21 protein-coding genes and 2 pseudogenes are annotated in these 26,192 nt (G+C 67.3%); 12 read left to right on the top strand and 11 right to left on the bottom strand.

The genetic code is table 11. From position 1 onward, the window contains the following. Window positions 1–794 (top strand): annotated as a pseudogene (locus Q0A34_RS12840) (hypothetical protein); the annotation flags it as partial. 369 nt (window positions 795–1,163) lie between these two features. Here Q0A34_RS12840 and Q0A34_RS12845 read toward each other — a convergent pair. Next, on the bottom strand, window positions 1,164–1,442 hold the full coding sequence (locus tag Q0A34_RS12845; protein WP_291480392.1) for a hypothetical protein: 279 nt from the start codon (window positions 1,440–1,442) through the stop codon (window positions 1,164–1,166). A 781-nt stretch (window positions 1,443–2,223) separates the two neighbouring features. Here Q0A34_RS12845 and Q0A34_RS12850 point away from each other — a divergent pair. Continuing rightward, window positions 2,224–2,523, top strand: a complete 300-nt coding sequence (locus Q0A34_RS12850; protein ID WP_291480393.1) for a hypothetical protein — start codon at window positions 2,224–2,226, stop codon at window positions 2,521–2,523. A 90-nt stretch (window positions 2,524–2,613) separates the two neighbouring features. Here the strand turns inward: Q0A34_RS12850 and Q0A34_RS12855 are convergent, their stop codons facing one another. The 3 genes from Q0A34_RS12855 to Q0A34_RS12865 form a co-directional block, all read right to left on the bottom strand. Next, the gene (locus tag Q0A34_RS12855) at window positions 2,614–3,642 is read right to left on the bottom strand and encodes an ABC transporter substrate-binding protein (protein ID WP_291480394.1); all 1,029 of its coding nucleotides are present in this window, start codon (window positions 3,640–3,642) and stop codon (window positions 2,614–2,616) included. 147 nt (window positions 3,643–3,789) lie between these two features. Further along, window positions 3,790–5,307 (bottom strand): mannitol dehydrogenase family protein, encoded by a 1,518-nt coding sequence (locus Q0A34_RS12860; protein ID WP_291480395.1) that lies wholly within the window; start codon window positions 5,305–5,307, stop codon window positions 3,790–3,792. A 26-nt stretch (window positions 5,308–5,333) separates the two neighbouring features. After that, on the bottom strand, window positions 5,334–6,692 hold the full coding sequence (locus Q0A34_RS12865; RefSeq protein ID WP_291480396.1) for an RbtT/DalT/CsbX family MFS transporter: 1,359 nt from the start codon (window positions 6,690–6,692) through the stop codon (window positions 5,334–5,336). Window positions 6,693–6,848: 156 nt separating this feature from the next. On the opposite strand from Q0A34_RS12865, the gene Q0A34_RS12870 reads away from it, so the two are divergent. The 4 genes from Q0A34_RS12870 to Q0A34_RS12885 all read left to right on the top strand — a co-directional run bounded on the left by Q0A34_RS12870 (window position 6,849) and on the right by Q0A34_RS12885 (window position 10,512). Then, window positions 6,849–7,682: a DeoR/GlpR family DNA-binding transcription regulator gene (locus tag Q0A34_RS12870; protein WP_291480397.1), complete on the top strand. Its 834-nt coding sequence runs from the start codon at window positions 6,849–6,851 to the stop codon at window positions 7,680–7,682. Window position 7,683: 1 nt separating this feature from the next. Further along, complete coding sequence (gene xylB / locus Q0A34_RS12875) at window positions 7,684–9,105, top strand: xylulokinase (protein WP_291480398.1); 1,422 nt, start codon at window positions 7,684–7,686, stop codon at window positions 9,103–9,105. A gap of 91 nt (window positions 9,106–9,196) precedes the next feature. Continuing rightward, on the top strand, window positions 9,197–9,367 hold the full coding sequence (locus Q0A34_RS12880) for a hypothetical protein (protein ID WP_291480399.1): 171 nt from the start codon (window positions 9,197–9,199) through the stop codon (window positions 9,365–9,367). Window positions 9,368–9,420: 53 nt separating this feature from the next. Then, window positions 9,421–10,512, top strand: a complete 1,092-nt coding sequence (locus tag Q0A34_RS12885; RefSeq protein ID WP_291480437.1) for a putative sulfate exporter family transporter — start codon at window positions 9,421–9,423, stop codon at window positions 10,510–10,512. Window positions 10,513–10,588: 76 nt separating this feature from the next. On the opposite strand, the gene Q0A34_RS12890 is transcribed toward Q0A34_RS12885, so the two are convergent. From Q0A34_RS12890 to Q0A34_RS12900, 3 genes are all read right to left on the bottom strand, one after another. Further along, window positions 10,589–11,341, bottom strand: a complete 753-nt coding sequence (locus Q0A34_RS12890) for a hypothetical protein (RefSeq protein WP_291480400.1) — start codon at window positions 11,339–11,341, stop codon at window positions 10,589–10,591. Window positions 11,342–11,619: 278 nt separating this feature from the next. Next, window positions 11,620–13,449, bottom strand: coding sequence for a DNA/RNA helicase domain-containing protein (locus Q0A34_RS12895; RefSeq protein WP_291480401.1), 1,830 nt, complete (start codon window positions 13,447–13,449; stop codon window positions 11,620–11,622). Further along, window positions 13,449–15,500, bottom strand: coding sequence for a DUF2075 domain-containing protein (locus Q0A34_RS12900; protein ID WP_291480402.1), 2,052 nt, complete (start codon window positions 15,498–15,500; stop codon window positions 13,449–13,451). Before Q0A34_RS12900 ends, Q0A34_RS12895 begins: the two co-directional genes overlap by 1 nt. 234 nt (window positions 15,501–15,734) lie before the next feature. On the opposite strand from Q0A34_RS12900, the pseudogene Q0A34_RS12905 reads away from it, so the two are divergent. From Q0A34_RS12905 to Q0A34_RS12915, 3 genes and pseudogenes are all read left to right on the top strand, one after another. Further along, a pseudogene (locus tag Q0A34_RS12905) lies at window positions 15,735–16,742 on the top strand (3'-5' exonuclease); the annotation flags it as partial. 201 nt (window positions 16,743–16,943) lie between these two features. Further along, window positions 16,944–17,459: a putative molybdenum carrier protein gene (locus tag Q0A34_RS12910; RefSeq protein ID WP_291480403.1), complete on the top strand. Its 516-nt coding sequence runs from the start codon at window positions 16,944–16,946 to the stop codon at window positions 17,457–17,459. Window positions 17,460–17,523: 64 nt separating this feature from the next. Next, complete coding sequence (locus tag Q0A34_RS12915; protein WP_291480404.1) at window positions 17,524–18,189, top strand: TM2 domain-containing protein; 666 nt, start codon at window positions 17,524–17,526, stop codon at window positions 18,187–18,189. A gap of 58 nt (window positions 18,190–18,247) precedes the next feature. On the opposite strand, the gene Q0A34_RS12920 is transcribed toward Q0A34_RS12915, so the two are convergent. Then, window positions 18,248–19,780 (bottom strand): MFS transporter, encoded by a 1,533-nt coding sequence (locus Q0A34_RS12920; RefSeq protein ID WP_291480405.1) that lies wholly within the window; start codon window positions 19,778–19,780, stop codon window positions 18,248–18,250. A gap of 386 nt (window positions 19,781–20,166) precedes the next feature. Here Q0A34_RS12920 and Q0A34_RS12925 point away from each other — a divergent pair, with 386 nt between their 5' ends. Both Q0A34_RS12925 and Q0A34_RS12930 read left to right on the top strand, forming a co-directional pair. After that, entirely contained in the window at window positions 20,167–20,367 is a 201-nt protein-coding gene (locus Q0A34_RS12925) for a hypothetical protein (RefSeq protein WP_291480406.1), read from the top strand. Window positions 20,368–20,732: 365 nt separating this feature from the next. Beyond that, a complete protein-coding gene (locus Q0A34_RS12930; RefSeq protein WP_291480407.1) occupies window positions 20,733–20,930 on the top strand; it encodes a hypothetical protein in 198 nt (65 codons plus the stop codon). 48 nt (window positions 20,931–20,978) lie between these two features. Here Q0A34_RS12930 and Q0A34_RS12935 read toward each other — a convergent pair whose 3' ends face one another. The 3 genes from Q0A34_RS12935 to Q0A34_RS12945 are packed head-to-tail and all read right to left on the bottom strand — an operon-like array spanning window position 20,979 to window position 24,475. Further along, entirely contained in the window at window positions 20,979–21,848 is an 870-nt protein-coding gene (locus Q0A34_RS12935) for an SDR family oxidoreductase (RefSeq protein WP_291480408.1), read from the bottom strand. A 57-nt stretch (window positions 21,849–21,905) separates the two neighbouring features. Next, the gene (gene mtr / locus Q0A34_RS12940; RefSeq protein ID WP_291480409.1) at window positions 21,906–23,363 is read right to left on the bottom strand and encodes a mycothione reductase; all 1,458 of its coding nucleotides are present in this window, start codon (window positions 23,361–23,363) and stop codon (window positions 21,906–21,908) included. Further along, complete coding sequence (locus tag Q0A34_RS12945) at window positions 23,360–24,475, bottom strand: alpha/beta hydrolase (protein WP_291480410.1); 1,116 nt, start codon at window positions 24,473–24,475, stop codon at window positions 23,360–23,362. The genes mtr and Q0A34_RS12945 overlap by 4 nt, the downstream gene beginning before the upstream one ends. A gap of 197 nt (window positions 24,476–24,672) precedes the next feature. Between Q0A34_RS12945 and mqo the strand changes: the two genes are divergently transcribed. Then, on the top strand, window positions 24,673–26,175 hold the full coding sequence (gene mqo, locus Q0A34_RS12950; RefSeq protein ID WP_291480411.1) for a malate dehydrogenase (quinone): 1,503 nt from the start codon (window positions 24,673–24,675) through the stop codon (window positions 26,173–26,175). The last annotated feature ends 17 nt before the right edge of the window (window positions 26,176–26,192 follow it).

The raw sequence follows: 26,192 nt of genomic DNA on the forward strand, positions 1-26,192 counted from the left end.
CGCACCGGCTGCTGGTGCTGCCGTGTGCGCTGGTCGTGCTTGTGCTGGTGTTGATGGTGACGGCGTGTGCGGCAGGTGACGGCGACGCAGGTGCCGGGAGCAGCGTAGACGGGGGGAGCGGCGTAGACGGGGACAGTGGAGAGAGGGCTGTCCTGCCGAAAAAGAGTGCGGAAGAGAGCGGGGCGGCGGGCACTGTGGAGGGTGGTCCCGCGGAACCGGTGGTGACGGAGGACGGTCGGATGCTCCAGCCGGAAGGGCATACCGGCCTGTGGTTCGAGTCGGAACCTTCGGATCCTCTGGAGAAGCTGGTGTACCGGTCGCAACGCTTCGTGGGGCAGCCGGTGACGCTGGAGCCACTCGGGGACAGGGCACTGCTCCCGCAGTGGGAGGACATGCCCGACCCCTGCCACCCCGAAGTACTCCGGAGGATGGAGGAGCTTGGGGTGGAGGTGATTGACTCGGGTGCTATTGGGACTGGAATAGCCATTTGCGGATTTACGGCCGAAATGGGTCCGGTCTGGGCGATACTTGGTTTCGAATTCGCTGTAGTAGAAAACCTAGATGTCTATTCCGATCGGGCAAATGTCGACGAAATTGGTTCATTTGGATTTAGGCATATTGTTCCGAATGAAGAGAGTCTTGGTTTTGGATGTGTGGCTGTCGCTGAGGGGCTACATCCTCGCGGATCTTTAGTGGCTACTAGTATTTATGGTGGTAAGGAAAGTGATTGTCTGGTTTCGGAATATTCTCTTCAGTTGGGAATAAACAGTTTAGGGGGGTCGCATGAGCATTAAATTTGAAGTGGAACAGTTGCCTAGTGTCGTGGAACGGGCGGCTGAAGCTAACGTAGTACTCCGCGTCGGGAGGCATTTGAGGGCAAGCGCAGCAGCATTCACCACCTCGCCGTCCCTAGGGGCAGTTGCCACGCAATACGCCGCGTACCTCGGTGGCCATCCGGGGTCCCTGGTGGTGGCGACTCAGGCTGCCACAACAAACGTGCAGTGGCTGCACGATTCGCTCGTACCCCTGATCAGTGCACTGACAGAGCAGGAGTACCTCTCCGTGGACGCCTTCACCGGCATGCTGAGCTTTACCGAATCCCCGGAGGAGGAAGTCCGATTCGGGATGCCGCCACGGCCCGACGTGCCCGTCCTCGACCTGGCCTATGTGCCACCAGTTGCCGCGATAGAGGCCGCCACTCCACTGAACGCGCTGACGGCGATGTTCGCCGGCGACGACAGTGGCATCATCGCAGCGTCGGAATCCTGGGCCGCGGCAAGTCGACGGATGCTGCAGGCCTCAGAGTCACTACAGAGCGCGGCAGCGGTGCTCTCCGGCACCACCGAAGGAACCGCCTTCTTCATGGCGGAACGGGCCATCACCACAATATCCACGCAGTGCGCGACAGTTGCCGCGAACTCCACCGCCATGGCGAGCTCCATGCTCCAGCTCCCGCCCATCAGAGCGACGGCGCACGCCCAACTCATCGCCATGGAAGCGGAGATCGCGGCCGAAGCAGCGGCCTCAGGTGCAGCCACCGGAGGCGCCGGAGCGGCCGCGGTCGCAGCGAAATCCCAGGCCCAAGTTGCCGCGTTCGTCTCCGGCTACCTGCAGCCCGCGCTCGACACAGCCAAGCCCATGGTCACCAATCTCGCCGTCCCCGTGACAGCCCACACCGGTGGCGGTGCCCTCCACTCAGGTGGGGCGTCGACCATGGCAGCGCAGGAAGTCATCAGCCAAGTCGCTGGAGGGGCATCCGCACCCGGTGCGACTCAGGCGGCGGCACAGCCGACCGCCGCCACACCGCAGACCGGGCACGTCGGCACGACACCTGCAGGAGGGGCCCAGGCAGCTCCGGTAGGTCAGACGGCGACGGGCCCAGCAGGAGGTACACCAGCTTTACCCGGTGGTGCCCACGCCAAGGCACCAGCCTCCGCTGGTGTGGGGCGGCCGACGACCGCCGCCGGTACACCGGGTCCCGTGCCCGCCAATGCCCGCCCCGGACAAGCGACCATCCCACCGCAAGGAGGCCCCCGGAACGCCCCCGGGCGAGTGACCCAACCGCTGCTCCCACGCGGGGTGGGCGCCACAGGTCCCGGCTCACCCACGGCCCGACCGCTCGCAGGAACCGGCTCACACGCCGGCTCATACACAGGTGTGGGGCCAGGTGCCTCACAGAACGGGGCGGGATCCCGCGGTGCAGCCCCCGGAACCGGCAACGGGATGGCGCCGACCGGTCACGGCAACACCAACCAGGGTCAGCGTACCGGCGCGCCCGGCGCTCCCGGCGGGCCCGGCGGTGCAGGTGCCGCACCCGTGGGTGGTGCCGGTAAAGCAGGTGCAGGTGCCGGTGCGGGTAACAGGATGCAGGCGTCGGCTGGCTCACTGTTCGGCGGGCGGCAGGGCAAGAAGGGCAGACAGGGCAGGCGCGGAGCGGGCATCGGCGGCGCCCTGCTGGACACCTACTTCCGCCGTCAGTTCCTCGGCGAGAAGGCCACCACCGTGAAGAAGGTCATCCGGTAGCCCGTGGGGCCCACGGCGAAAGCCCAGGGGCATGTTGGTTTGTCCCGAACAAAACCAACATGCCCCCGGGCTACGGGCGCCGGCGTGGAGCTACTGGGGGTCGACCGCCTCCTCGCCGTCGACGATCTCCAGCTGGTCGCGCAGCTGCTCCAGCAGCCAGGCGTTCGACAGGGAGGACGGGATGTTCAGCGCGGCCATCACGGCCTTGTTGTCCTCCACCACGGCGCCGGACTCGATCTGCGGCAGCTCCTTGTAGCCGGGGATGGCGCGAATCTTGTCCATGCCCTCGGTGGCGTACATGCCCATGAAGTTCGCCGCCAGGTCGGAGACCCGCTCGTAGGAGACCTGCGCGCGGCCGGCCTCGACCTTCAGTGAGCCGTCGGTGAACGACGCCGGCAGCGTCATGCCCAGACGCGAGTAGAACTTGTTGGCGATGTTGTCCGGTGCGGCGATCACGCCGAACTGTCCGCCGCGGTCCTGCACGGTCAGTGCGGTCTTGCCCTCCAGGCCCGGCAGTTCCTCGCGCACCTTGGCGAAGGCCTCTTCATCGGCGTCGATGACCTCCTGTGCCTTGTCCTCCATACCGTAGATCTCGGCCAGGGCCTTCAGCTGCGGCTCCCAGTTGGCGTCCTCGTCCATGCCGGGCAGCACGTCGGTGACCTTCGACAGCTCGTCGTAGGCGTCCTCCTTGATCCGGTAGGTGTCGCCGACCACGAGGTCAGGATCGTGGGAGACGACCTCCTCGAGGGGGAAGTCCTCGGACATCGGGATGCGCTCGACGCCGTCCAACTGGGGGTTCTTCCAGTCGGCGTCGGCGTCGTCGCCTCGTTCGACGATGACGTCCGGGGTGATGCCCAGTGCCAGGAGGTTGTCGACGGCGGTGCCGATGGCCACGACGGTCTCCGGGTTGGTGTGGTAGGTGGCCTCACCGTACATGTTCTTGATGGTGACTTCGGACTGCTCGGCACCGGCGCTGCCGGAGGTGCCGTTGCCGGAGTCGGACTCGGATCCGGAGTCCTCGGAGGTGCACCCGGTGAGGACCAGACCGCCGACCAGGGCGGTGGCGGCGAGCGTCCGGCGGAGGGAGCGTGAGGGGAGTCGGCGGGCGGTGTGCAGCATGGCGGGGTGTTCCTGTCCTGCCCGGTGGGCGACCGGGCTGTTGTCTCGGTGAAACGTCGCTAACGGTAGGCTACGTTTACTTGTCGTAGGCCGTACCGAACGTACTACAGACAGAACTTCCCGGACAAGAACCTACCCAGGTATGCCTTACCCCCGGGTCTGTGCGAGCAGCCTGTCGAGCGTCGCCTCCGCGCCCACACTGTGCAACGACTCCAGCGCCGCGGTGTACTCGGCGGTGAAGTCCGCGGAGTCCACCAGGTCACCGAACACCTCACGGTCGCGCAGGAACGCCAGGGGGTCCTCGCTGTTCCGGGCCGCGTTGGCGGTGATGCGGTCAGCCATGCGGTCGACGACGGTGATGGGCAGCCCGGCCTCGTCGACCCCTTCGGCGTAGCGGGCCCAGGAGGCCACCACGGCGGCGGACAGCTGCACCGGGCGGCCCGCGGCGAGGTTCTCCCGGACCACCGGGAGCAGCCACTTGGGGATCCGGTCGGAACTCTCGGCGCAGAGCCGGGCCACGGTGTCCTTGACCGCGGCGTTGCCGAAGCGGCGGATGAGGGTGCGGCGGTAGTCGTCCAGGTCCACCCCCGGCAGCGGGCGCAGGGTGGGGGTGGCCTCCTCGGTCATGTAGGCCAGCAGGAAGTCGCCGAAGCGCTCGTCGGCCATCACGTCGTGCACCATGCGGTGTCCTGCGAGGTACCCGAAGTAGCACAGTCCCTGGTGGGAGGCGTTGAGCAGCCGCAGCTTCATCAGCTCGTAGGGCACGACGTCGTCGACGAGCTGCACCCCTGCGTCCTCGTAGGGCGGGCGGCCGGAGGCGAAGTCGTCCTCGAGCACCCACTGGGTGAAGTCCTCGGCGACCACGGGCCAGGCGTCGCGGTAGCCGTGGGCGGCGACGTCTGCCCGGTCGTCGTCGGTGGTCTCCGGGGTGATGCGGTCGACCATGGAGTTGGGGAAGGTGACGTTGTCGGTGACCCACGCGCCCAGCCCGGCGTCCACGGAGTTGGCGAAGGCGAGGAAGGTGGCGCGGGCGACGTCCCCGTTGCCCTGGATGTTGTCGCAGCTCATGATCGTGAACGGAGCGGTGCCTGCGCGCCGTCGCTCGGCGAGGGCCGCGGTGACCAGTCCGAAGAAGGTGCGCAGGGAGTGGTGCTCGCCGGCCTGCAGTGCGGCGCGGTCGTGGGCGACGTGTTCGGCGTCGTCGACGAAGTCGCCGCTGACGTGGTCGATGTTGTAGCCGCCTTCGGTGACGGTGAGGCTGACGATGCGGATCTGCGGGTCGCTGAGCAGTGCCACCGCAGCCGCCGGGTCGTCGGGGGCGAAGACGTAGTCGATGATGCTGCCGATGACCCGGGCGTCCTCGGTGCCGTCCGGTGCCTTGGTGGTGAGGGTGTAGAGGTGGTCCTGTCCGGCGAGGGCGTCGCGCATGCGCACGTCCGAGGGCATCACACCCAGTCCGACGATGCCCCAGTCCATCGCCTCGCCCCGGTTCATCAGCCGGTCGAGGTGCATGGCCTGGTGGGCGCGGTGGAACCCGCCGACGCCGATGTGCACGATGCCGGGGGTCACCCGGGAACGGTCGTAGGACGGGACGGCGGTGCGGCCGTCGGTGAGGTCGGCGAGGGACGGCAGCAGTGCGGTCGAGAGGGTGCGGATGTCTGACATGGCTGTGTTCTCCTGGGTGGTCACGGTTACTTCTGGTCGGCGGGGACGGTGTCTGCCCGGTGCCCGGGCAGCGGTTCAGGGGAGTTGGCGGGGACGCCGTCGAACCCGGGCTGGTTGCCGCGCAGGGTCAGTGAGAGGTAGGCGGCGACGAGGTACAGGCCGATCATGATCAGGGTCAGGCCGGTGGCGCCGACGAGCGGCAGGAAGACCGCGACCAGCAGCGGGCCCACGGCCACGGCGGCGCCGACGCCCAGGTTGTAGGTCGACATCGCCGCACCGGGGTGCTCCGGGTCGACGGCCACCGCGATGGCGGACAGCGGGACGTAGCCTGCCAGGGACACCCCGAACAGGGCGCCGAAGAAGAGGGTGACGCCGTAGACCAGGGGGTCCGACAGTCCCAGGGACCGTCCGATGAGCGGGGTGAAGTACACCGCGGCAAGGGTGACCGCACAGGCGACCGCGCCGGCCCAGAACATCGTGGTGGCCCAGCCGAAGCGGTCGCCGATGCGGCCGTAGAGGGGGTTGAAGGGCAGGTTCACCGCGTAGATCACGGTGGTGAGGATGAGGAACCAGCCGAGCTTCCAGCCGAGTTCGTCGGTGAAGTAGGACGGGAAGTAGACCGCCATGGCGTAGGTGGGAACGGAGTTGATGGTGCGGATGTAGGTCACCCGTCGTGCCCGGCGGTCGGTGGCCAGCAGCTTGAACCCGCGGGAGAGTGTGGCGCTGACCTCTTCGGGGTTGTCGACCAGCGGACGGCGTCCCACCGGTTCCCGCACACCGACCAGGGCGACTGCGGCGCCGATGACGACGAGGGACAGTGACAGCCAGAGTGTCTGGTAGAAGTCCAGGTCCAGCACGGACAGGGACACCGTGGCGGTCAGGGCGCCGAGGGTGGGCAGGCCGGCGGAGAAGCCGACGTAGAACCAGCCGACACCGGTGGCACGGTCCTTGGCAGGGGCGACCGCGGTGATCCAGACGAGGAAGCCGTAGGCGAAGAGGGGGTATCCGAAGCCGCGCAGACCGTAGGTGATGAAGATCAGCCAGGGGTTCGAGGTGGTCAGCGCCAGGCACAGGAAGGCGAGCTCGAGGGTGACCCACACCCCGACGCCGAGCATCATCACCCGGCGCGGACCCCACAGGTCCGACAGGGCGGCGGCGAAGAAGGCGGCGACGGCCACGGCGATGCCGTAGACGGTGACGAGTGTGCCGACCCGTGAGGTGGAGAACCCGTGTTCGTCGCGGAGGAAGGGTTCGAGGATGTTGGTCTCGACACCGTCGCCGATCATGAAGACGGTGAGTCCGATGAAGCCCCAGAGCAGGGCCCTCGGGACGCCGAGGCGGTCGAGCAGCCGGTCGGGCCGGGTGCCGGGGGAGTGGGTGGTCATCTGAGCTCCTGGTGTGGGGGAGGCAGGGAGGTGGGTCACAAGGGTGTGGCCACTGCGGTCAACCTACCGCTGTCATGTTAGAAAGTCACCACTTGCAACAGAAGAATGTTGAAAACGGGGGTTTGTTCACACTCCCCCCGTGCTACTGTGGCCCCTATGTCACAGCCAACACCTGCGACGGGAGCGGAGAAGCGCCCCGACAAACGCCGCGAGAACATCGTGGCCTATGTCACCCGTCACGGCACGGCCCGGGTCGAGGAACTCGCCCGCCACTTCGACGTCAGCCAGATGACCGTGCACCGTGACCTCGACAGCCTCGCCGCCGACCACCTGCTCGAACGCATCCGCGGCGGAGCCCGGTCGGTCACCCCGTCCATGAGCGAACTCGCGGTCGGCCAACGCCGCCAACTGCACCGCGACGTCAAGACGGCCCTGTGCGCCCGCGCCGCCGAACTCGTCGAGGACGGCGCCGTCGTCGCCGTCGACGACTCCACCACCCTGGAACCACTGGTCACCGTCCTGCCGCAACGCAACCCCTCGGCCCTGGTCACCCACTCACTGGCGGCGATGAGCCTGCACCGCCAGCGCACCGGCGCCGCGAACATCCGCCTCATCGGCTGCGGGGGCCAGTACATCCCGGAGACGGACTCCTTCCTCGGCGCGATGACCTGCGACCAGCTGCGACGGCTGTCGGCGGACGTCACCTTCGTCTCGACGACCTCCCTGCGCCGGACCCCCGGGGGCGTTGCCCTGTTCCACCCGGACACCGAAGCCGCGGAGACCAAACGCGCCCTGCTCGACATCGCCCCGGTGAAAGTCCTGGTCGTCGACTCCACCAAGTTCGGCGCCCCCGGGGTGTTCAAGGTCGCCGACGTCGAGGAGTTCGACCACGTCATCGTCGACGACGGGCTCAGCGACACCGACCGCACCGCACTCGAGGACACCGGAGTGACACTCCACCTGACCGGAACAACCGAAGGAGACAACTGAGATGGCGCTGGTGCTGGGGATCGACAGTTCCACACAGTCCTGCAAGGCCCTGCTCGTCGACGCAGACACCGGTGAGGTCGTCGACCAGGGACGCGCGAACCACCCCGACGGCACCGAGGTGGACCCGCGCGCCTGGGTGGACACCATGACCGAGGCGACCGACGGACTGCTGGACCGTGCCGACGCGGTCTCCGTCGCCGGCCAGCAGCACGGCATGGTCGCCCTCGACGCCGAAGGCGAGGTCGTCCGTGACGCCCTGCTGTGGAACGACACCCGCTCCGCCCGCGCCGCCGAGGACCTCATCGCCGAGCTCGGCGGCGAACGCGCCTGCGTCGAGGCCACCGGCAGCCGCTACGTCGCCTCCATCACCGCCACGAAACTGCGCTGGATGCGCGACCACGAACCGGCCAACGCCGCCCGCACCGCCAGCGTCCTGCTCCCGCACGACTACCTCACCTGGCACCTCTCCGGACACGGCGAGAAGGTCACCGACCACGGCGAGGCCTCCGGCACCGGCTACTACAGCACCAGGGAACGCAGCTGGCGCCCCGACCTGGCGGAACGCGCACTCGGCCACCCGGTCGACCTGCCCCGCCTGGCAGGGCCGAACGAGAAGGTAGGCACGGTGGCGGCCCAGGTGAACCCCGCGGCCGCGGCACGGGGGACGGTCATCGCGCCGGGAACCGGCGACAACCAAGGCGCCGCCCTGGGACTCGCGTTGCAGCCCGGCGACGTGTGCGTCTCCATCGGCACGTCCGGGGTGGCCTCGGCGGTGGTGTCCGACAGCGTGCACGACTCGGCGGGCATGGTCACCGGCTTCGCCGACGCCACCGGACGCTACCTGCCGCTGGTGGCCACGCTGAACGCCGCCCGGGTGCTCGACATGGGACGCCGCCTGCTGGGCGTGGACTGGGAGGAGTTCGAACGGCTCGCCCTGGCGTCCACACCGGGGGCCGGTGGGCTGGTGCTGCAGCCCTACCTGGACGGGGAACGCACACCGAACCGTCCCGACGCGACCGGCATCCTGCAGGGCATCACCACCGCGACCACCCGAGAGGACTTCGCCCGGGCCACGGTGGAGGGGCTGCTGTGCTCCATGAAGGACGCGGTGGAGGCGCTTGTCGGCGCCACCGGGGTCGCCGCCACCCGGGTCCTGCTCATCGGCGGAGGTGCACGCTCGGCAGCGGTCCGGGCGGTCGCACCGTCCATCTTCGGCGTCGACGTCCTGGTGCCGGACCCGGCGGAGTACGTCGCCCTGGGGGCGGCCCGCCAGGCGGCGTGGGCGCTGTCCGGGGCGGAGCGGCCGCCGGAGTGGACTGTGGCGGGCACCTCCCCGGCGTCCGCACCCTTCAACGGCAGGACGGTGCGCTCCTACGCCCATCTGCGCACCGCGACGAAGGACTGGAACTGGGGACTGGAGTAGGCGGTACTCCGACGCGGCGGTCACGGTGGGGCGTTTTCATCCTGAGTTGAAATGTCCCCCACAATAGACTGCTTTGTCTAGTCTCTTCCGCATGACATCTCAGGAGCAGTCCGGCGCAGCCGGCACCGAACGCAACAGCGACGGCATCACCCGCATCAGCAGGTTCACCCTCTCGGAGGACTGGGCGGCGGTCATCGTCGGTCTGACGATCCTCGTCCTCGCGCTCGCCGGCGTGATCACCGAAGAGTGGCTGGTCCTGTGACCACGACACACGGCGCGGCCGACACCAGGGACAGCAGTCTCGGCCAGGGCAGCCTGCAGGACGGTTCGGACGTGGACCTGCGGTGGGGCGTCGCAGGTCTCGCCGTGGTCGTCGCCGGCGGTGCCCTGACCCGCTTCCTCACCGAGAGCGTTCCCGTCTGGTCGAGGGGCACACCTCTGGAGAAGCTCGGCGGCGCGGTGGAGTTCCCCGTCTACGCCATTGTCATCGGCCTGGTCCTCAATGCCGTGCTGTCCGCCCTCCGCATTCGTGGCCGACTCGCCGCAGGGTTCCGTACCGAGTTCTTCATCAAGACCGGGCTGGTCCTGCTCGGCGGGACGGTTGTGCTGTCGGTGATCGTGCGCGCGGCCGGGCCCGCGATCGTCCAGGCGGCCCTCCTGATCACCGGGGTGTTCTTCTTCACCTGGTGGGTCGCAGGCAAACTCGGCGTCGACGACCATCCGCGCGCACTGTTGTCCTCTGCGGTGTCGATCTGCGGGGTCAGTGCGGCGATCGCGGCAGCCGGTGCCGTGAAGGCGAAGAAGGAGCATCTGGCGTACACCGCCACGCTGGTGATCGTCTTCGCTCTACCGTCCATCTTCCTGCTGCCGTGGCTGGCGAACCTGCTGGGACTGTCGGACGCCGTCGCCGGGGCGTGGATCGGAGGCAACATCGACACCACCGCGGCGGTCAGCGCGGCCGGTGCCCTCGCGGGGGAGGACGCCCTGCAGATCGCCTCGATCGTCAAGCTGACCCAGAATGCACTCATCGGGTTCGTCGCCGTCGCACTCACCGCCTGGTTCGCGGTGAAGGTGGAACGTGACGCCGACGCTCCGCGGCTGCGGGCGGTGGACTTCTGGCGGCGCTTCCCGAAGTTCGTGCTGGGGTTCATCGCCGCCTCGGTGACCGTGACCGTGGCGGCGGAGTTCCTCGGCGCGGATGCTCTGGACAGCCTGGACACCACCGTGAAGGGGTTCCGCGACTACTTCCTGATTCTTGCGTTCGTGTCCATCGGGTTGGAGTTCGAGGCACGTTCCCTGCGGGAGGCAGGTGGCAGGCCGGTGGCGGTCTTCGGACTGGCGACAGTGTTCAACCTGGTGCTGGGGCTCGTGCTTGCCTCGGTGCTGTTCGGGAGCTTCGAGGTGTGACCGTCGGGTGGCCGTGACGCCGGTGGGCAGAGGTTCCTATTCCAGAGGTCGACCGACCGCGGCGCACAACGCAGGGTCAGTGATGTACCCCCCGTTCGCAGCCGTCCCGGGTCTGAAGCTCACCGGAACTGGGATTCGGATTGCCGTGTTCGTCATGGCCGTAGCCGCAGACGGCGGCAGGGCAGGTGCCGCCGTCGGTAATTGGCACCGTGGACGGGTCGGGGTCGGGAGCCGCGACCGTGCCAAGGGTCTCCGGCGTGCAGTCGGCGGGGTCCCAGACGAATGCGTCGGTGCGCGGGCACCGGTACCCCTCTCCGACAGGACCCCACATCGATCCGGGTTGCTCCGCGGGCGCGTCGGTCCCGGCGTCCAGCTCCACTTCCTCGGCGTCGGGTTCCGGGACATCGTCGACGCGGTCGTCGGGAATCTCGAACCTGTGCCCGCGGATGGTCATGAAATCGGTCCCCTCGGGGACCGCGAACGCACCGTAGACGAAGGCCCGGGTGCCTGGGGCCACCTCGTCGCCCCACCCGAGGTAACCGTCGTCGCGGGAAACGGGTGCACAACGACCGTCACCGTCCCGCATGTCACGGGGCCAGTCGGCCGAGGTGCCGTCCCCTACGACGATCTCGGTGGGATCGAGCCGGAAGGGGTCGCTGGCCTGCTCGTTGTCCACACCGGCGCGGAACTGGATGAGGTCGGAGCCGTCGTCCGGGGCGCCGGTTGTCCCGTAGTCGCATTCGGCGTTGCGGCTGATGCTGTGAATGGTCCAGGTTGTGGCACCTTCGACGATCTCGTCGCCGACCTCGGAATCCACGAGAGGTGCCACCGACCCCTGTGACGTCGTTGATGTCGTTGACGTCGTGGCGCCGCTCTGTTCGCTCGGTTCATCACTGCCACAGGCGGCGAGAGTCAGGACAACTGAAGCGCCGGCGGCAAGGAGAAGATGCCGGCGTCTATGGGGGTGCGGGAATGTTTTCATGAGTAACTCATGGAAAAGTGTGAGAATAACTCATGATTAACTAATGTTACGGGGGTGAAGTAAAGTTAGCTGCACAGTTCGCGGGTACCCCTTGTACGACGGAAACGTGCCGGCGAAGCACCGTACTAAGTGTTCGACTCACTGATTGCGACGGACGCGAGATTCGGGAAGTACCTGCCCAGGTACACGCGGAGGCCAGGATCCACCGCATGGATGAACGTCCCGTGGACCCCGCGGGTCATGAGCACGTAGTAGATGTTCGTGATGAACTCCAGCAGCATCTCGTCGGTGGTGTCGCGGCCGGCGAGCCTGTTGTTCCGCTTGCCGGTCTTGTCGCGGTAGTCCTCACGGCTGACGACCAGTTCCTCCCTGTCCAGGTCATACTGCAGGTCCCGGCCGAAGATCACACCCGCGAAGTTCAGGTCGTGGCCCTGGACGGTGTGGATCGAGCCAGCCTCGTCTGGAGACTTCGGGGAGTTGATCCAGTCCGTGACAGTCGAGTTCCACCTCAGCTGCACACCGTTTCCCAGATCGATGTCGAACTTCTCCGGTGACTTCTTGCTCACCCAGTCCCAGGCGTAGCCGGCCACCACGCGGGACAGACCGTGCGCCTCGTTCTTCCTGCTGATGAGTTCCACGAGCGCGCGGGGATCGTCGACCAGCCCCACCTCGTAGGGGCCGAAGCCCGACCGCGCTTCCGGCGGGTACGGGGAAAGCACCTGCTTGACGTAGTCGATGTAGTCGTTCCCTCCGATTGACCGCATTTGCGAATGCAGCACGTACTCGCGGCGGTGGTCGGCGTCCCTGGCGTCGATGAGGGCGCGCAACTCCGAGGTCGACAGGTCGATCGGCTTGACCGTCTGGGAGGTGTCGAGCATCAGGACGGTGTTGTCCGAGCGTGCCCGGATCCAGTCCAGTTGGGACGCCTCTGGTCGTTCCCCGTGGAAGAGTGACTCGTTGATCTCCCGGAACTCCTTGGTCAGGGCCCCGATCGACTGGGCGCCGAACTGGCTGAGGCGGTGGGCCTCGTCGACGACAAGCAGGTCGTAGCGTTCATCATTGAGTGCAATTTCGCGGGGGCTGCGCACCATGTCCGCGGACAGTCCGGGAGTGGACGCGAAGACCCGGGACAACGTCTTTCGAAGGTCCTGCATGGGAACCACCAGTGCGATCCTGCGGCCGCGGAACAGCGCACGGACATCGTCGAGGTAGAAGTCCTCGAACACCGACTCACGCTTCTCGTCGGTGTCGTCGAGAAAGGAACCGAGGTCCGTCAGGAGTTTCATCAGGAAGGTGGCGACGATGGTCTTTCCAGTGCCCGGGTCACCCTGCACGACAGCTACCTGGTTGCCGCCCGGTGCGGCGGCGAAATCCTCCACCAGGCCGTCCAAGATGTCGCTGACCACCGACAGCTGGTCCTCATTGAGCGACTTGAACGGTGAGTACTTGAACATCTCGGAGTTCTCGATCTCCCGGATCGACTTCGAGAACACACCCTTCGCCCGGAGTTCCTCGAAGATTTCACGGAAGCGCAGCTGGTAGTAGGAGCGGTTGTAGTAGTTCTTCTCCTGCTGACCGGCGTTGCTGTTCAACGTCCGGTTCGCATCATCGCCGGCGCTGAGGTTGATGAGGTAGGACTCCAGGTCCAGGCAGGCGGACTTGTTGAAGGTGTCGTCCACGATCACCTCGGCAACCTCGAGACGGGACTTCGCGTCATTCTTCAGGTGGTCGCCGAACCTCTTGTCCATGTTCAGCGACTCGCCGATGTAGACCTCGCCCTTGCTTCTCGACGAGGTCGCGGGGCGGTGCAGCACGTACACCACCGGCCAGTCGCGCATCGTGGCGTCGCGGTGCAGTTCGCCGTGGCCGGTCGGGGAGAACTCGAAGGTCCTGATCTCGTAGGAGTGCGAGGTCAACGGTGATGCCGTCGACGACGACGGAGCAGGGAGTCCCATCAGTCGACCTCCCCGTCCTGCCGTTCGACCAGCCGTTTCAGCGCGTCACGGGTCGGCCGGTCAGGGGAGTAGATCACCGTTCCCTGCATGCCACGGGTGAGGAGCACCTTGTAGACGTGCCTGACAAGTACGTCGAACTCCTCGTCGGTGAGGTCCTTCTTCGCCAGCCCCGGGTCCGCGTTTTCTGCACGGACGGTGACGAAGCCGCCGTCCCGCCACACCAGGTCGGGGCCGATGATCACCCCGGACCAGTCGTACTCGAACCCCTGGGCGGTGTAGATGCAACCGACCTGGTCGAAACCGCCGTCAGCGGTGGCCCATCGGAACCGCGGCGGGGCGCCACCGACCCTGCGGTCCTCCGGGTTGTTCCAGGGACGCGACCAGTCACCGAGCTGCACGTCGTCGACCAGCTCGTGCTGTCCCTTCTTCGGCTTCGACCACCGCCAGCAGAATCCCGCCGACATCCGCGCGGTGAACCCGTCGGCCAGCTTCGCCCGCAGGAACGACTCCATTTCCTGGGGCGAGTCAGCCACCGTGACCGACACGTGCGGGTCGGGCGGCAGTACCGGTGGTGTGTCCCTGTCGTCGGTGCTGTGGATGACGTCGTGGACGTGCGCGACGTCGACGTCTGTCCTGAACAGGTCGGAGCCGGCACCGTCGCCACCGTCGCCACCGTCGGCGCCGTCGTCACCGGCAGAGGTCCTCGCCCGGTCGGTGAGCTGCAACAGGTCTTCGACCCAGTTCGTGTAGGCGAGACTGCCGCCGCAACGGAACTGTTCACCCAGTTCGATGTGCATCACCTCCAGTCCCTTCTCCTCGGCGAAGCGGCTTATCTCGTGGAGCGAACCCAGTTCGCCGGGCCGGACCACCTGCTTCTCGTCCAGCAGGAACACCGGAACACGGGCGACGTCGATGAGCTCGTCAAGTTGCGGCCGGTGCCTCGCCCGGAGGTGAGCGGGCGTGTAGCGGTTGGTGGAGGTTTCACGGATACGGTGCGACTCGTCGGCGACGAGCACGTCAAGCATGTGCTTCTCCGCGTCCTGGAAGGAGTTGAAGTACTTGAACAGCTGCTGGGTCTCTCTGCTGCGGTGTCCGGCGACCTTGCGGAGAGTCTGAGTGAACGCATTGGAACCGGTGGCGTGCAGCACCCGTCGGCCGACCCGCCAGAGCTCTCCCAGCAGTGACATCGCCACCACGGACTTGCCGGAGCCCGGACCGCCGGACACCACGATCACCCGCTTGTTGTCCGCCCGGTGCACCGCGTTGACCTGGTGTAGCACCAGGCGAACGGCGTCGTGCTGCCGGTCGAGCAGGACGAACTCCTCGCGCTCGCGGATCTCCGCGGCCGCATGGGTGAGCAACTGCCGGGAGGGCGCGAACGTGGTGTTCATCAGGTCGTCTGCGGGGCGGGGGTCGTCCGAGGGTGCGATGCGCGAGGTGAGGAAGTCGCTGAACGCGCCGATGTCGGCGCCGGTGAACAACCTGGTCGCCGACTCCGGTGCAGCGCCGGGACGCAGACTCGCCAGCCCGTCGACGAGGCCCCCGATGTCCCTTCGTGACGAGGCGTTGTGGAGGAAGGCGGCACCGTGGACCCGCCCGGGCCGGTCGGCGAGGACGGTGGCGAATCCTGTGAGGTACGAGCGGTAGTCGTCGACCTGCAGGACCGGGTGTGAGCGGGGCGGGCCGGGGAGGCCCGGCACCTCGACGAGTTCGGGACTGTCCTCGTAGAGCGTCGCACGGGACCACTGCTTGAGCTCGACGACCACGTAGGACGGTTCGCCGGTACTCGGGTGCGTGCCTGCGATGATCGCGTCGACCCGTTTCGAGGTCAGCGGCAGCTGGTGCTCCAGCAGGACAGGAACGGCACCGAGGCCGGCGTGCCGGAGCACCGACGCCAGTGCGGGGATGCTCTCGGCCCATGACCGTTCCTCCGCCGGCGACACCCCGCCGAGGCCGTCGAACCAGGCGTTCCTCTTCATCTCGTCAACGAGAGCGGTGGGGCCGGCGAAGGCGGTCAGGATGTCGGAACCTGTGGTCCGAAGCAGGGGCAAAGCGTTCTCCAGGCAGCACGAGATCTCGTGCGACGTGGAGGCATGTCCCTGTGGAAGCCTGTCGGGGTCGCTCTTTCCTGCAAGACTCTACCGGATGCAGGGGACGGCGAAGGACGCATCGCCCAGATCGCGCGCCGACGATTCCTGTTCGTGGACGGCCCACAAGATACAGTTTCCTCTTGATGACCACTCAGACGCGCCACAGCCCCTTCGCCGTCCCCTGCATCCGGCAGCGACCTCGTCCACGCCCCGACCTTCGCCGACATCGCCGGTGACCTCGCCGAGCAACTCAGCGGCCGGGTCTTCGTCACCCACAACGCGGCCTTCGACACCCGCCTGCTCGGCGCTGAGTTCTCCAGGCTCGGCCTCGCCGCCGCACCGTTCACCGACGCCTTCCTGTGTACGCAGTCGCTCACCGGGGTGCTGCTCCCGGCGTCCGGACGCAGCTTGTCCACCGTGTTGGCGGCCGCCGGGATCACCAACCCCCACGCCCATGCGGCCCTCGGCGACGCCGAAGCCACCGCCGAACTCCTGCGCCACTACCTACGCCTGGACCGTGGGACCGTGGACACCTTCCTCCGCGAAATCCGCCCGGTCGAGCTGCCGGTCGCCGAACTCGGCGCACGCCGTGGAGCCGTCCTGTGCCCCCGGGCCGGGAACATGTCCGGCTCCGCCCCCACCGGGGACGGCATGTGGCTGAACCAGTTGGCCTCCGGGGTGCCGTTGGCAGGCAGGGAGAACGTCGACGAGTACCTGGACATGCTGGGCGTGGCGATGCTGGACAGGGAACTGTCGGTCCATGAGGTCCGGCAGCTCACCGACTGTGCCAACGACCTGGGGATCGGACGCGATGAAGCTCTCGAGCTGCACGCCGGTTTCATTCGCCAGCTCGTGGTGCTCGCCTGTGCCGACGGAGTCGTCACGGGGGAGGGACGCGACGACATCATCCGTGTGGCGACGGCCCTCGGCGTCCCGGCGGAGGAGGCCGTCCGATTACTCGATGCCACGGTGCTGAGCAACGGGGTCACGGTAGGGGAGTTGGGCTGCACGAACGCCTCCAGGAACTTCGAGGTACCGGCCTCCGTGGACGGCGAGGCGATACTGCCGCTGCTGAACAACGGCTGGTCGTCCACCGAGGCGAAGATCGACAGTTCACCCACCGGTGTGGTGCCGGCGAGGTCCTCTGGGGCGTCGACCACGATGTGCTGCACCACGGGAATACGGTTGTTGGCCAGCGCGTAGTTCGTGACGGCCATGTAGATCACCGTGACGGTGACTCCTCCGACAGGCAGTTCGACATGGTTGTAGAGGGAGGTGGAAGGCATGTGGTTCTCTTCTGGTGTGCTGCAGGTGTACGGAGTGCGGACACCCCGGCGGTCAGATTTCCCTTAGTGTGGCCGTTGGACAGGACATCAGTTCGTGAGGGCAAAGGAAGAACCACCGATGATCACCGCCATCCGTTCCGGCGGCCAGACAGGCGTCGACCGTGGCGCCCTTGACGCCGCCCGGGCGGCCGGAGTGCCCCTCGCCGGGTGGTGCCCGTCCGGTGGATGGGCCGAGGACCGTCCGACCCCACCGGGCCTGTTGCCGGACTATCCGGAACTGGCGGAGACCCCGTCCGCGGAGACAGGACAGCGCACCGGATGGAACGTCCGCGACAGCGACGTGACGATCATCCTCACCGCCGGGGACGGCGCCTCGCCGGGCACCGAGCTGACGGCGGGGTACGCGCGGCGCTGGGGGCGTCCCCACCTGGTCCTCGACGCAGGAGCCTGGGGACAGGACGGGCCGGCGACAGCCGCGGTCACGGAGGCTCTGCCCTGGCTGCGCTGTCTCGGCGGTCGTCTCGGCGGCCGCTTCGAGGTCAACATCGCCGGACCCCGTGCCAGCGAGTGGGACGGGGCGTACGCGGCGAGCTACACGTTCGTCGCGGCGCTTCTGGGCATTGCCGCGCGCTGACGACCGGGGCCACGGTAGGCTGTGCACATTCTTATATTTCATGCAGCAGGTGGGAGAATGAACGGTGACTGAACCGGAACAGCAGGGCAATCGCGGACCCCGGGACTCCGGCAACGGGTCCTCCGCAGAGAACGGTGGGGGACGGTGGTCCGGCGAGTACGCGCCGGGCAGCTACGACAGTCCTGCGTCCACGGAGCAGACCCAGGTCTACGGCGTGAACCCGGGGCAGGGGGAGCCTCTGCCGGGTTACCCCGGCCAGTCCACCCCGCCGAACGAGTACGGCCAGTACAGCCAGTACGGCCAGCCGGGCGCCTACGGTGCGGCGGCGGCGTACCCGGGTCACCCCGCACCGCCGTTGTCGCGGAAGAAGAAGGTCGTAGCGGCACTGCTCGCCTTCTTCGTCGGCGGAACCGGTGCCCACAACTTCTACATCGGCAACAAGGGCCGGGCCATCGCCCAGCTCGTGCTCCTCGTCGTCACCTGGGTGCTTGTCATCGCCGGGTACGGTCTGGTGATCGCAGGGGCCGGAACCGAGTCGGTCACCGGGTACTCGGGACAGAGCTACTACGTCGACGAAGACCCGGGGATGATCATCGCCGGCGGGATCATGGCCATCCTCGGCTACCTGACCATGGGAGGTCTCTGGATCTGGACCATGGTGGAGTTCATCATGATCCTCACCACCACCGGCCGCTACGGCCGTGACCGCGACGGCTACCAGTTGGCCTGATCCGGTTGCCTGGGCCGCAGCCGGCGGCTACCGGCGGCACCCTGCGGAGACAACCTCGCTACGTCGCCCCGACCGAGGCCTGAGCTGCGGTGTTCGCGGTTCGCTCCAACTCGTCGATCCGGCGGTTGAGCTCCGCGGCGTGGGTCACGGCGTCCTGCTCGGTCTCGGCGGCGGGGTTCGATCCCCACATGGGCCGGCCGTTCGACTCCGGGAGGTACCTCAGTGCCACCAGCCCGATCACGCCGGCGATCATCAGGTAGAACCCGGGCCACATCAGGTTGCCGGTCGCCGCGATCAGTGCCTCCATCACCGTGGAGGTCGTCCCGCCGAAAAGGGAGATCGACACGTTGAAGGCGATGGCCAGCGCCCCGGCCCGCACCACGGTGGGGAACAGGGAGGGCAGGGTGGACGGCATGATCGAGCTGAAGCAGATCAGCGACAGTCCCATGATCAGCAGGCCGAGGAACACGCAGGCCAGGTTGTCGACCCGGATCAGCAGGACCGACGGCACGGACAGCACGATCAACGACAGGCACCCGGCCAGGACGACGGGGCGCCGGCCGACGCGGTCTGACAGTCGGCCGACGACCGGGATCAGCACCAGGCACACCGCCATCACGGCGATCTCCAGGACGTTGGCGGTCAGGTTGCCGACCTCGTAACCGTCCTGCCGGTTGCCGACCTCGTCGAAGTAGGACGGCATGAACGAGGTCAGCATGTAGTTCGTCACGTTCCAGGCGACGACCAGGCCGCAGCAGACCAGGATCGACGGCCACAGGGACAGGATCTTCTTCGCCTCGTCGGCCTCGAAGTCACGTGCCGCGTGGGACTGGCTCTCCGGGGCGTTCTTCGCGGCCTCCTGCTGTTCGAAGGCGGGGGTGTCCTTGAGTTTGGTGCGCAGGTAGATGCCCACGAAACCGAGGGGCAGGGCGACGAAGAACGGCAGCCGCCAGCCCCAGTCCTGCATCTGGCCGTCGGTGAGGACCGCTTCCAGTACGACGGCGACCGTGGCGCCGAGGATGTACCCGCCGAAGGTGCCGACCTCCAGCAGGCTGCCGAAGTAGCCGCGTCTGCGGTCCGGCGCGTACTCGGAGATGAAGGTCATGGCGTTGGAGTACTCGCCACCGGTGGAGAAGCCCTGCAGCAGGCGGCAGGCGAGCAGGAGGAACGGCGCGAGCATGCCGATGGCTGCGTAGGGCGGGATGACGCCGATGAGGAAGGTGCTGGTGGCCATCATGATCATCGTCATCGCCAGCACGCGGTTGCGTCCGATCCGGTCCGACAGTGGGCCGAACACCAGGCCGCCGAGTGGTCGGACGAGGAAGGACACTGCGAAGAGCCCGGCGACGATGATCTTGCCTGCGGGTCCGGAGTCCTCGGGGAGAAACACCCCCTCGATGGTCAGTGCGAGGTAGCCGTAGACACCGAAGTCGTACCACTCGGTGACGTTGCCGATGGCTGCGGCGTTGATGGCGCGTCGGACGGTGGCAGGTTCGGTGACGGTGACGTCATCGGGGGTCCATCGTCGGGCAGGAGTCTGGGTCTTCGGTGGATTCGGTGTCTTCGGTGTCTTCGGGGGAGTTCCGAACATGGTCGGGGTCACTGTCCTTCCGGGGGCCGGTGTGGTCTGTCGCGTGGGTGGGGCTGTGGTCTCTCGTCCTTCCGCCGGGCTGGGTACAAAGGCGTCAGTGACTATAGGGCGCTTATTTATATAGTCAAGTGCGTGGTGAGGTCACCGCCGTCAGTGCCCGGGGGATACCTGAGAACAAGGGGGAGGGGACACCGGTTCGGGGCGCCGCCGAGGTGAACCGGATGCACTTCGGCGGCGAACGGCCCTTCACCTGCGCGGGGATGCGACGGACCCCCGGGGGTGCTGTGCTTCGCCGACGAAAGGCGCACGGGGGCGGAGCGGTTTAAGATCTGTGTCTGGGCGCTGAAAGGATCAGCTCCCACCGACTCTCCGAAAGGTAACTTCTCATGGACATCTCTTCTCTCGGCTCTCTCGGCGACGGCATCTCCACCGTCCTCCACGGTGTGTGGCAGGGCCTCAAGCAGCTGATCGACGCGGTCGGCGGCAGTGCCGCAGGTATTGAGGGCGCAATCGGCAGTGGCGAGCACAACCAGGAGATCTCCGGTTCCATCGCCGACGTCATCGGCAGTGCCGGCTCCTCCAGCTAGCGCGGCGTCCGCCGGGCCGTTCCCGAGCGGCCGGACCGGAAGGGCGTACCCGGTGAATCCGGGTACGCCCTTTTCGTGTCGCTCGGACGCCCTTTCCTGCGGGGGCATTAATTAATCGTCGATTATCCGGCAGCTTTAGTAATAGTCGTATCGGGGAGCCTCTGGGGATTTCGTGGGGACAGTCCGCTGGTGGCATGTGGTCAGCAGGTAAATAAGCGGCTTCACCTGCATAGCAATTATTAATTCCCCTGCTCTTTCTGTTGTTTCCGGAAGGAACGCGCGAGGGAAGTATCCGCCATACCATCTGAGTCGAGGCACTGGACAAGGAACAGGTCTCAATCGACTCGACTGAAAGGACATGTCATATGGATCTCAGTATTGTGAGCTCTCTCGGCGACAACTTCTCCGCCGGCTTCCAGGAGCTGGTGAAGAACTTCAAGGAGCTGCTCGACGCGGTGGCCGGCAGCCTCGAGGGGCTCGAGAGCGCCCTCGGCAGCATCCAGGACGGTGGCTCGAGCACCGGGTCCCTGGGCGACGGTTCCAGCTCCGGTTCGTCGAAGTAGGTTCAGCGCACTGCCGTGATGGGCAGCCTTCTGGGGCGCACCCGGACTCTACCGGGTGCGCCCCTGTCGCGCGTCCGCGGCCGCCCAGCGCAGCCCCCGGTTCAGCAGCCGCATGACCCCGCGGTACGCCCAGGGCAGGTTGACCTGCGCCCACCGTCCCAGCCGGATGTCTCCGCTGGTGTACAGCAGGTAGCGGCCCTTCCTGGTGCCCTCGACGATCTTCTGCGCCGCTTCCGCCGGCGTCGCCGCATGCCCCTGGAAGAGCTTCCTGGCCTTCCGGACCCGGTCCGAGCTCTGGTCCACGCCGTCGATGTCGATGGTGCGCACCAGGGGAGTGTCCACCGCCCCGGGGACCGCGACATGCACGCTGACCCCGTGCGGGGCCAGGTCGAACCGCAGGACCTCGCACATGCCGAGCACGCCCCCCTTGGAGGCGGAGTAGGCGGCGTGCCACGGCAGTCCGATGATCCCGGCCGCCGAGGACACGCAGCATAGCCGTCGTGGCCGTGCCCGGCGTCCGGTCCCCACCTTCCCGGCTGCGGTCATCGCGGGAACCAGGGTCTCGACGATGTGCACCGTACCCATCAGGTTCACGTCGATGACCTTCGCCCATTTCTCGTGCGGCAGTGTGCGGGGGTCACCCCAGATCGCGATCCCGGCGACGTGGTACACCTCGTCGGGGGCACCGTAGGTGGCGGTGACGTGGGACGCCCAGTCGCGGACCTCGTCGATGTCGGTGATGTCCAGCACCCTGTCGTCCAGCAGTGCCCCGGGGCGGATGCCCGTCACGTCCCGGGCGGTGGCCTCCAGTCCGTCACTGTCCCGGTCGGTGATCATGAGCTCATGACCCTCGCGCGCCAGCAGCAGCGCCACCTCGCGTCCGATCCCGGACGCCGCTCCCGTCACCACACACCGCATCGTCGGTCCCCTTCCGGCGGCCGGACGGTCCGGTCCGCACTAGGTTTGTCTCCAAACCTAGCGCAGATCGAGGCCCAGCACCGCGTTCTCCACCAGTTCGCTCAGTGACGGGTGGGGCCAGTACTGCCTCGTCGCGAAGTCCGCGAGATCCAGGTCGAACTCGATGGCCGTGACCAGCAGCTGGATCAGCGTCGCCGCCTGCGGACCCATGATGTGCGCGCCCAGCAGGCGGTGTGAGTCAGCGTCGGCGATGAGCTTGCAGAAGCCGGTGGTGTCCTCCATGGCCCACCCGTAGGCGACGTCGGCGTACTCCTGGACCTTCACGGTGACCGTCCGCCCGTTCTCCCGGGCCCACGCCCGTGCCTCGTCCTCGGTCATGCCGACATAGCCGATCTGCGGGTGGGTGAAGATCCCGCCGGGGACGTTGTCGTGCTTGAAGGGCACCAGTCCGCCGTCACCGTCGGCCCTGTCGTCGCCGCCCACGGTGACGTTGTGGAAGACCGCACGTGCCTCCTGGTTCGCCACATGCTTGAGCTGGAGCTCATTGGCGGCGTCGCCCAGTGCCCACACGCCCTCGGCCGAGGTGCGGCCGTACTCGTCGACCAGGATGCGGCCGTCTTCGGCGAGGTCCACACCGCCGGCCGCGGCGTTCAACAGGTCCCCGTTCGGCACCCGGCCCTGGGCGAGCAGCACTTCGTCACAGTCGATCTCGCGGCCGTCGTCCAGCGTCAGGGTGACCAGGCCGCCGTCGGCACGCGCGCCGGTGACGGTGCGGCCGAGCAGGTTGGTCCACTGGCCCTGCGCCAGGTCGGTGAACCGGGAGGACACCGTGGAGTCGAAGCGGCGGAGCAGGCGCTCGGACCGGTTGATCACGATGACCTCGACGCCCAGTGCGGAGAACACGTGGGCGAACTCCACGGCGATGATCCCGCCGCCCAGGATCACCAGAGTGCGCGGCAGCTCGTCCATCCGCATGACGTCGGCGTTGGTGCGGTAGGGGATCCCGGAGTCCCTGATGACGTCCGGCACCCAGGTGCGTGTGCCCGTGGCCAGGATGACCTGGTCGCCGGTGATGGTCCGTGCCCCCTCGCCCTCGCCGATGCGCAGGGTGCGCTCGGCGGTGAAGGAGGCGATGTCGCTGAACAGGGTGATGTTCGGGGTCTGGTCGCCCCGGCGGTACTCCTCGCCGCCCCGGGAGATCGGGTCGATGCGACGGCCGAACACCCGTTCCTTGAGGTCCTCCCAGTCCACCTTCCACCCGGCCACCGGCACCGGTGCGTCCGCGGCGCCGCCCACGGGATAGAGGTTGTACCGCCCGGCGTCCGCCAGCTCACGGGCGACGTCGGCGGCGTAGACGTACATCTTCGTGGGGATGCAGCCCACGTTGATGCAGGTGCCACCGAAGACACCCTTCTCGACGACGGCGATCTTCCGGTCGTCCAGCTCGGCAGGGATGGAGTTTCCCGAGCCGGTGCCGACGATGATGAGGTCAAAGTGTTCGGGGGAGTCAGTCATGGCACCGATGGTACGTCCACCCATTCGTCGACCGCGGCGAAGGCCGCCGCCCGTACGTCGGGACGCGACAGGAAGACGTCGTGCATCGCCCCGGGGACAACCCGCACCTCGCAGTGCGGGTCCACCAGGTGGGCCGCGGCCCGCATCTGTGACGGCCTGAGCACCGTGTCCGAGACGAACGCCTGCGGCTCCGGCACCCGGGTGCCGGAGCCGTTCTTCACCGTCCCTCCGGCGCCGTCGGCGTCCGAGCACAGCAGCAGCGTGGGCACACCGGTGGAGAAGCCCCCGCTGTGCAGCTTGGTGATCTCGCGGCTCACGCCCACCAGCCAGCTGACCTGCTTCGGGCGTGCGTGCAGGGGTTTGAGTCCGAGGTCGTAGTTCCATTCCCCGCACTCGGAGACGTGCAGACTCTGACCGTAGGTCGGGCTGATGCCGCCGGGGACGTGCCAGGTGGGCCAGAACCGGGCCACATGGGGGAAGACGTGCCGGATGACCAGGTTCGTCGCCCGGTCCAGCTGCAGGTCCAGCCACGGGCTGTTGAGGATGACCGCGTCGATGCTGCCGTGCAGTGCGGCGCGGGCGGTGTCGCCACGCCGGGCCGCGGCGTGCAGGCGCGAGACGAACATGGTCACGTCCAGCCCGCCGGTGGAGTGTCCCACCAGGGTGGTGGAGCCGTGACCTGCACTGAGTGCTGAGAGTGCCACGGCGAGGTCCTCGTCGTAGATCGACTGGGAGCTGACGTGGTGCCAGGTCTGGCCCTCGCGGTGGGACCGGCCGCACTTGCGCAGGTCGATGCCGTAGACGGCGTAGCCGAGGCCGTGGAAGTGTTCGGCGACGTGTGTCTGGAAGAAGTAGTCGGTCATGCCGTGGACGAAGAGCACGGCGGGGCGCTCCCCCCATTCCGGTGTGTCCTCCGGGCGGTACCGGACGAGAGTGCAGTACACCGTGCCCGGAGTGCCGTCGGGCTCGCCGTCCGGGTCCACGCCGAGTTCGACGGTGTGCCGTGAGTAGCCTTCGCCGAGGATATCCGGCTCAAAGTCCAGTTCATGGACACTTTGTCCCAAAGGGCGGGACAGGACGGTGGCGAGGTTCTGGCGGCTGAGAGCGTTCACGGAGAGCCAGTCTAGTTCCCCGGGACAGCGGTGGGACGGGCTGTGGGGGAGGCCGTCGGACGGCCCGGACGTGGGCGCGGACACAGGGGCGGGTTGTGACCGACCGTGCCGGGGCACGTATCATCGCACCATTGTGGACGCCGCGTGTGGCCTACGGCAGTGCCCGGACAGCCACCGGCTGCGGCGAACAAGCAGCGATGAAAAGGATTGAGCTTAACGTGTCACCTTCCCAGAATGATCACGTCGACGTCGCCCTCATCGGCGCCGGTGTCATCTCCACCACCCTGTCCGTGATGCTGCGCCAGCTCCAGCCCGACTGGAGCCAGCTGATCATCGAGCGTATGGACGTCCCCGGGGCGGAGTCCTCCTCGCCGTGGAACAACGCCGGCACCGGCCACTCGGCCCTGTGCGAGCTCAACTACACGCCCGAGGTCAACGGCAAGATCGACATCTCCAAGGCTGTCGGCATCAACGAGAAGTTCCAGGCCTCCCGCCAGTTCTGGTCCTACCTCGTGGAGAACGGCACCCTGGGCGAGCCCAGCGAGTGGATCAACCGCACCCCGCACATGTCCTTCGGCCACGGCACCGCCCAGGTCGACTACATCAAGGCCCGCTACGAGGCGCTGAAGGACAACCCGCTGTTCCCGGACATGCAGTACACCGACTCCGAGGACGTCTTCAGCGAGAAGCTCCCGCTGATGGCTGAGGGCCGTGACTTCTCCGAGCCGGTCGCGATCTCCTGGACCGACGTGGGAACCGACATCAACTACGGTGCGCTGACCCGTCAGTACCTGGACGCCGTCACCGCCGAGGGAGTCGAGGTCCGTTACGGCAACGAGGTCACCAACATCACCCGCGACGGTGCCGGCTGGAAGGTGGCGGTGAAGAACCTGCACAACGGCGACACCTCCACGGTGCGCGCGAACTTCGTGTTCGTCGGCGCCGGCGGAATGGCACTGCCGCTGCTGCAGAAGGCCGGTATCCCGGAGATCCGCGGCTACGCCGGTTTCCCGATCTCCGGCGAGTGGCTGCGCTGCACCAACGAGGAGCTCATCGAGAAGCACTCCGCCAAGGTCTACGGCAAGGCGGCCAAGGGTGCCCCGCCCATGTCGGTGCCGCACCTGGACACCCGCATCATCGACGGCAAGAAGGGCCTGCTGTTCGGCCCGTACGCCGGCTGGACCCCGAAGTTCCTGAAGAACGGCACCTTCCTGGACCTGTTCAAGTCGCTGCGCCCCGGCAACATCCCGTCCTACCTCGGTGTGGCCGTCCAGGAGATGGGCCTGACCAAGTACCTGGTCGAGGAGGTCCTCAAGGACCAGGCGGCCCGTGTGGAGTCCCTGCGCGAGTACATGCCCGACGTCAACGGTGACGACTGGGAGCTGGTCACCGCCGGGCAGCGCGTCCAGGTGATCAAGCCGATCGGTGCCCCGAAGTTCGGTTCGCTGGAGTTCGGTACCGCACTGGTCAACTCCGGTGACGGCACCATCGCCGGTCTCATGGGTGCGTCCCCGGGAGCGTCCATCGCCCCCTCGGCGATGATCGAGGTGCTGGAGCGCTGCTTCGGCAACCGCATGGCGGACTGGGCCCCGAAGCTCAAGGAGATGATCCCCTCCTACGGCACCCGCATCTCCAAGGACACCGCGCTGTTCAACGAGCAGTGGGAGCGCAGCCAGAAGACCCTGAAGCTCGGGCAGTAGCAGGGACCGGACCGCAG

Origin of the sequence: Corynebacterium sp. (assembly GCF_022712195.1) — a bacterium.
Classification (GTDB): domain Bacteria; phylum Actinomycetota; class Actinomycetes; order Mycobacteriales; family Mycobacteriaceae; genus Corynebacterium.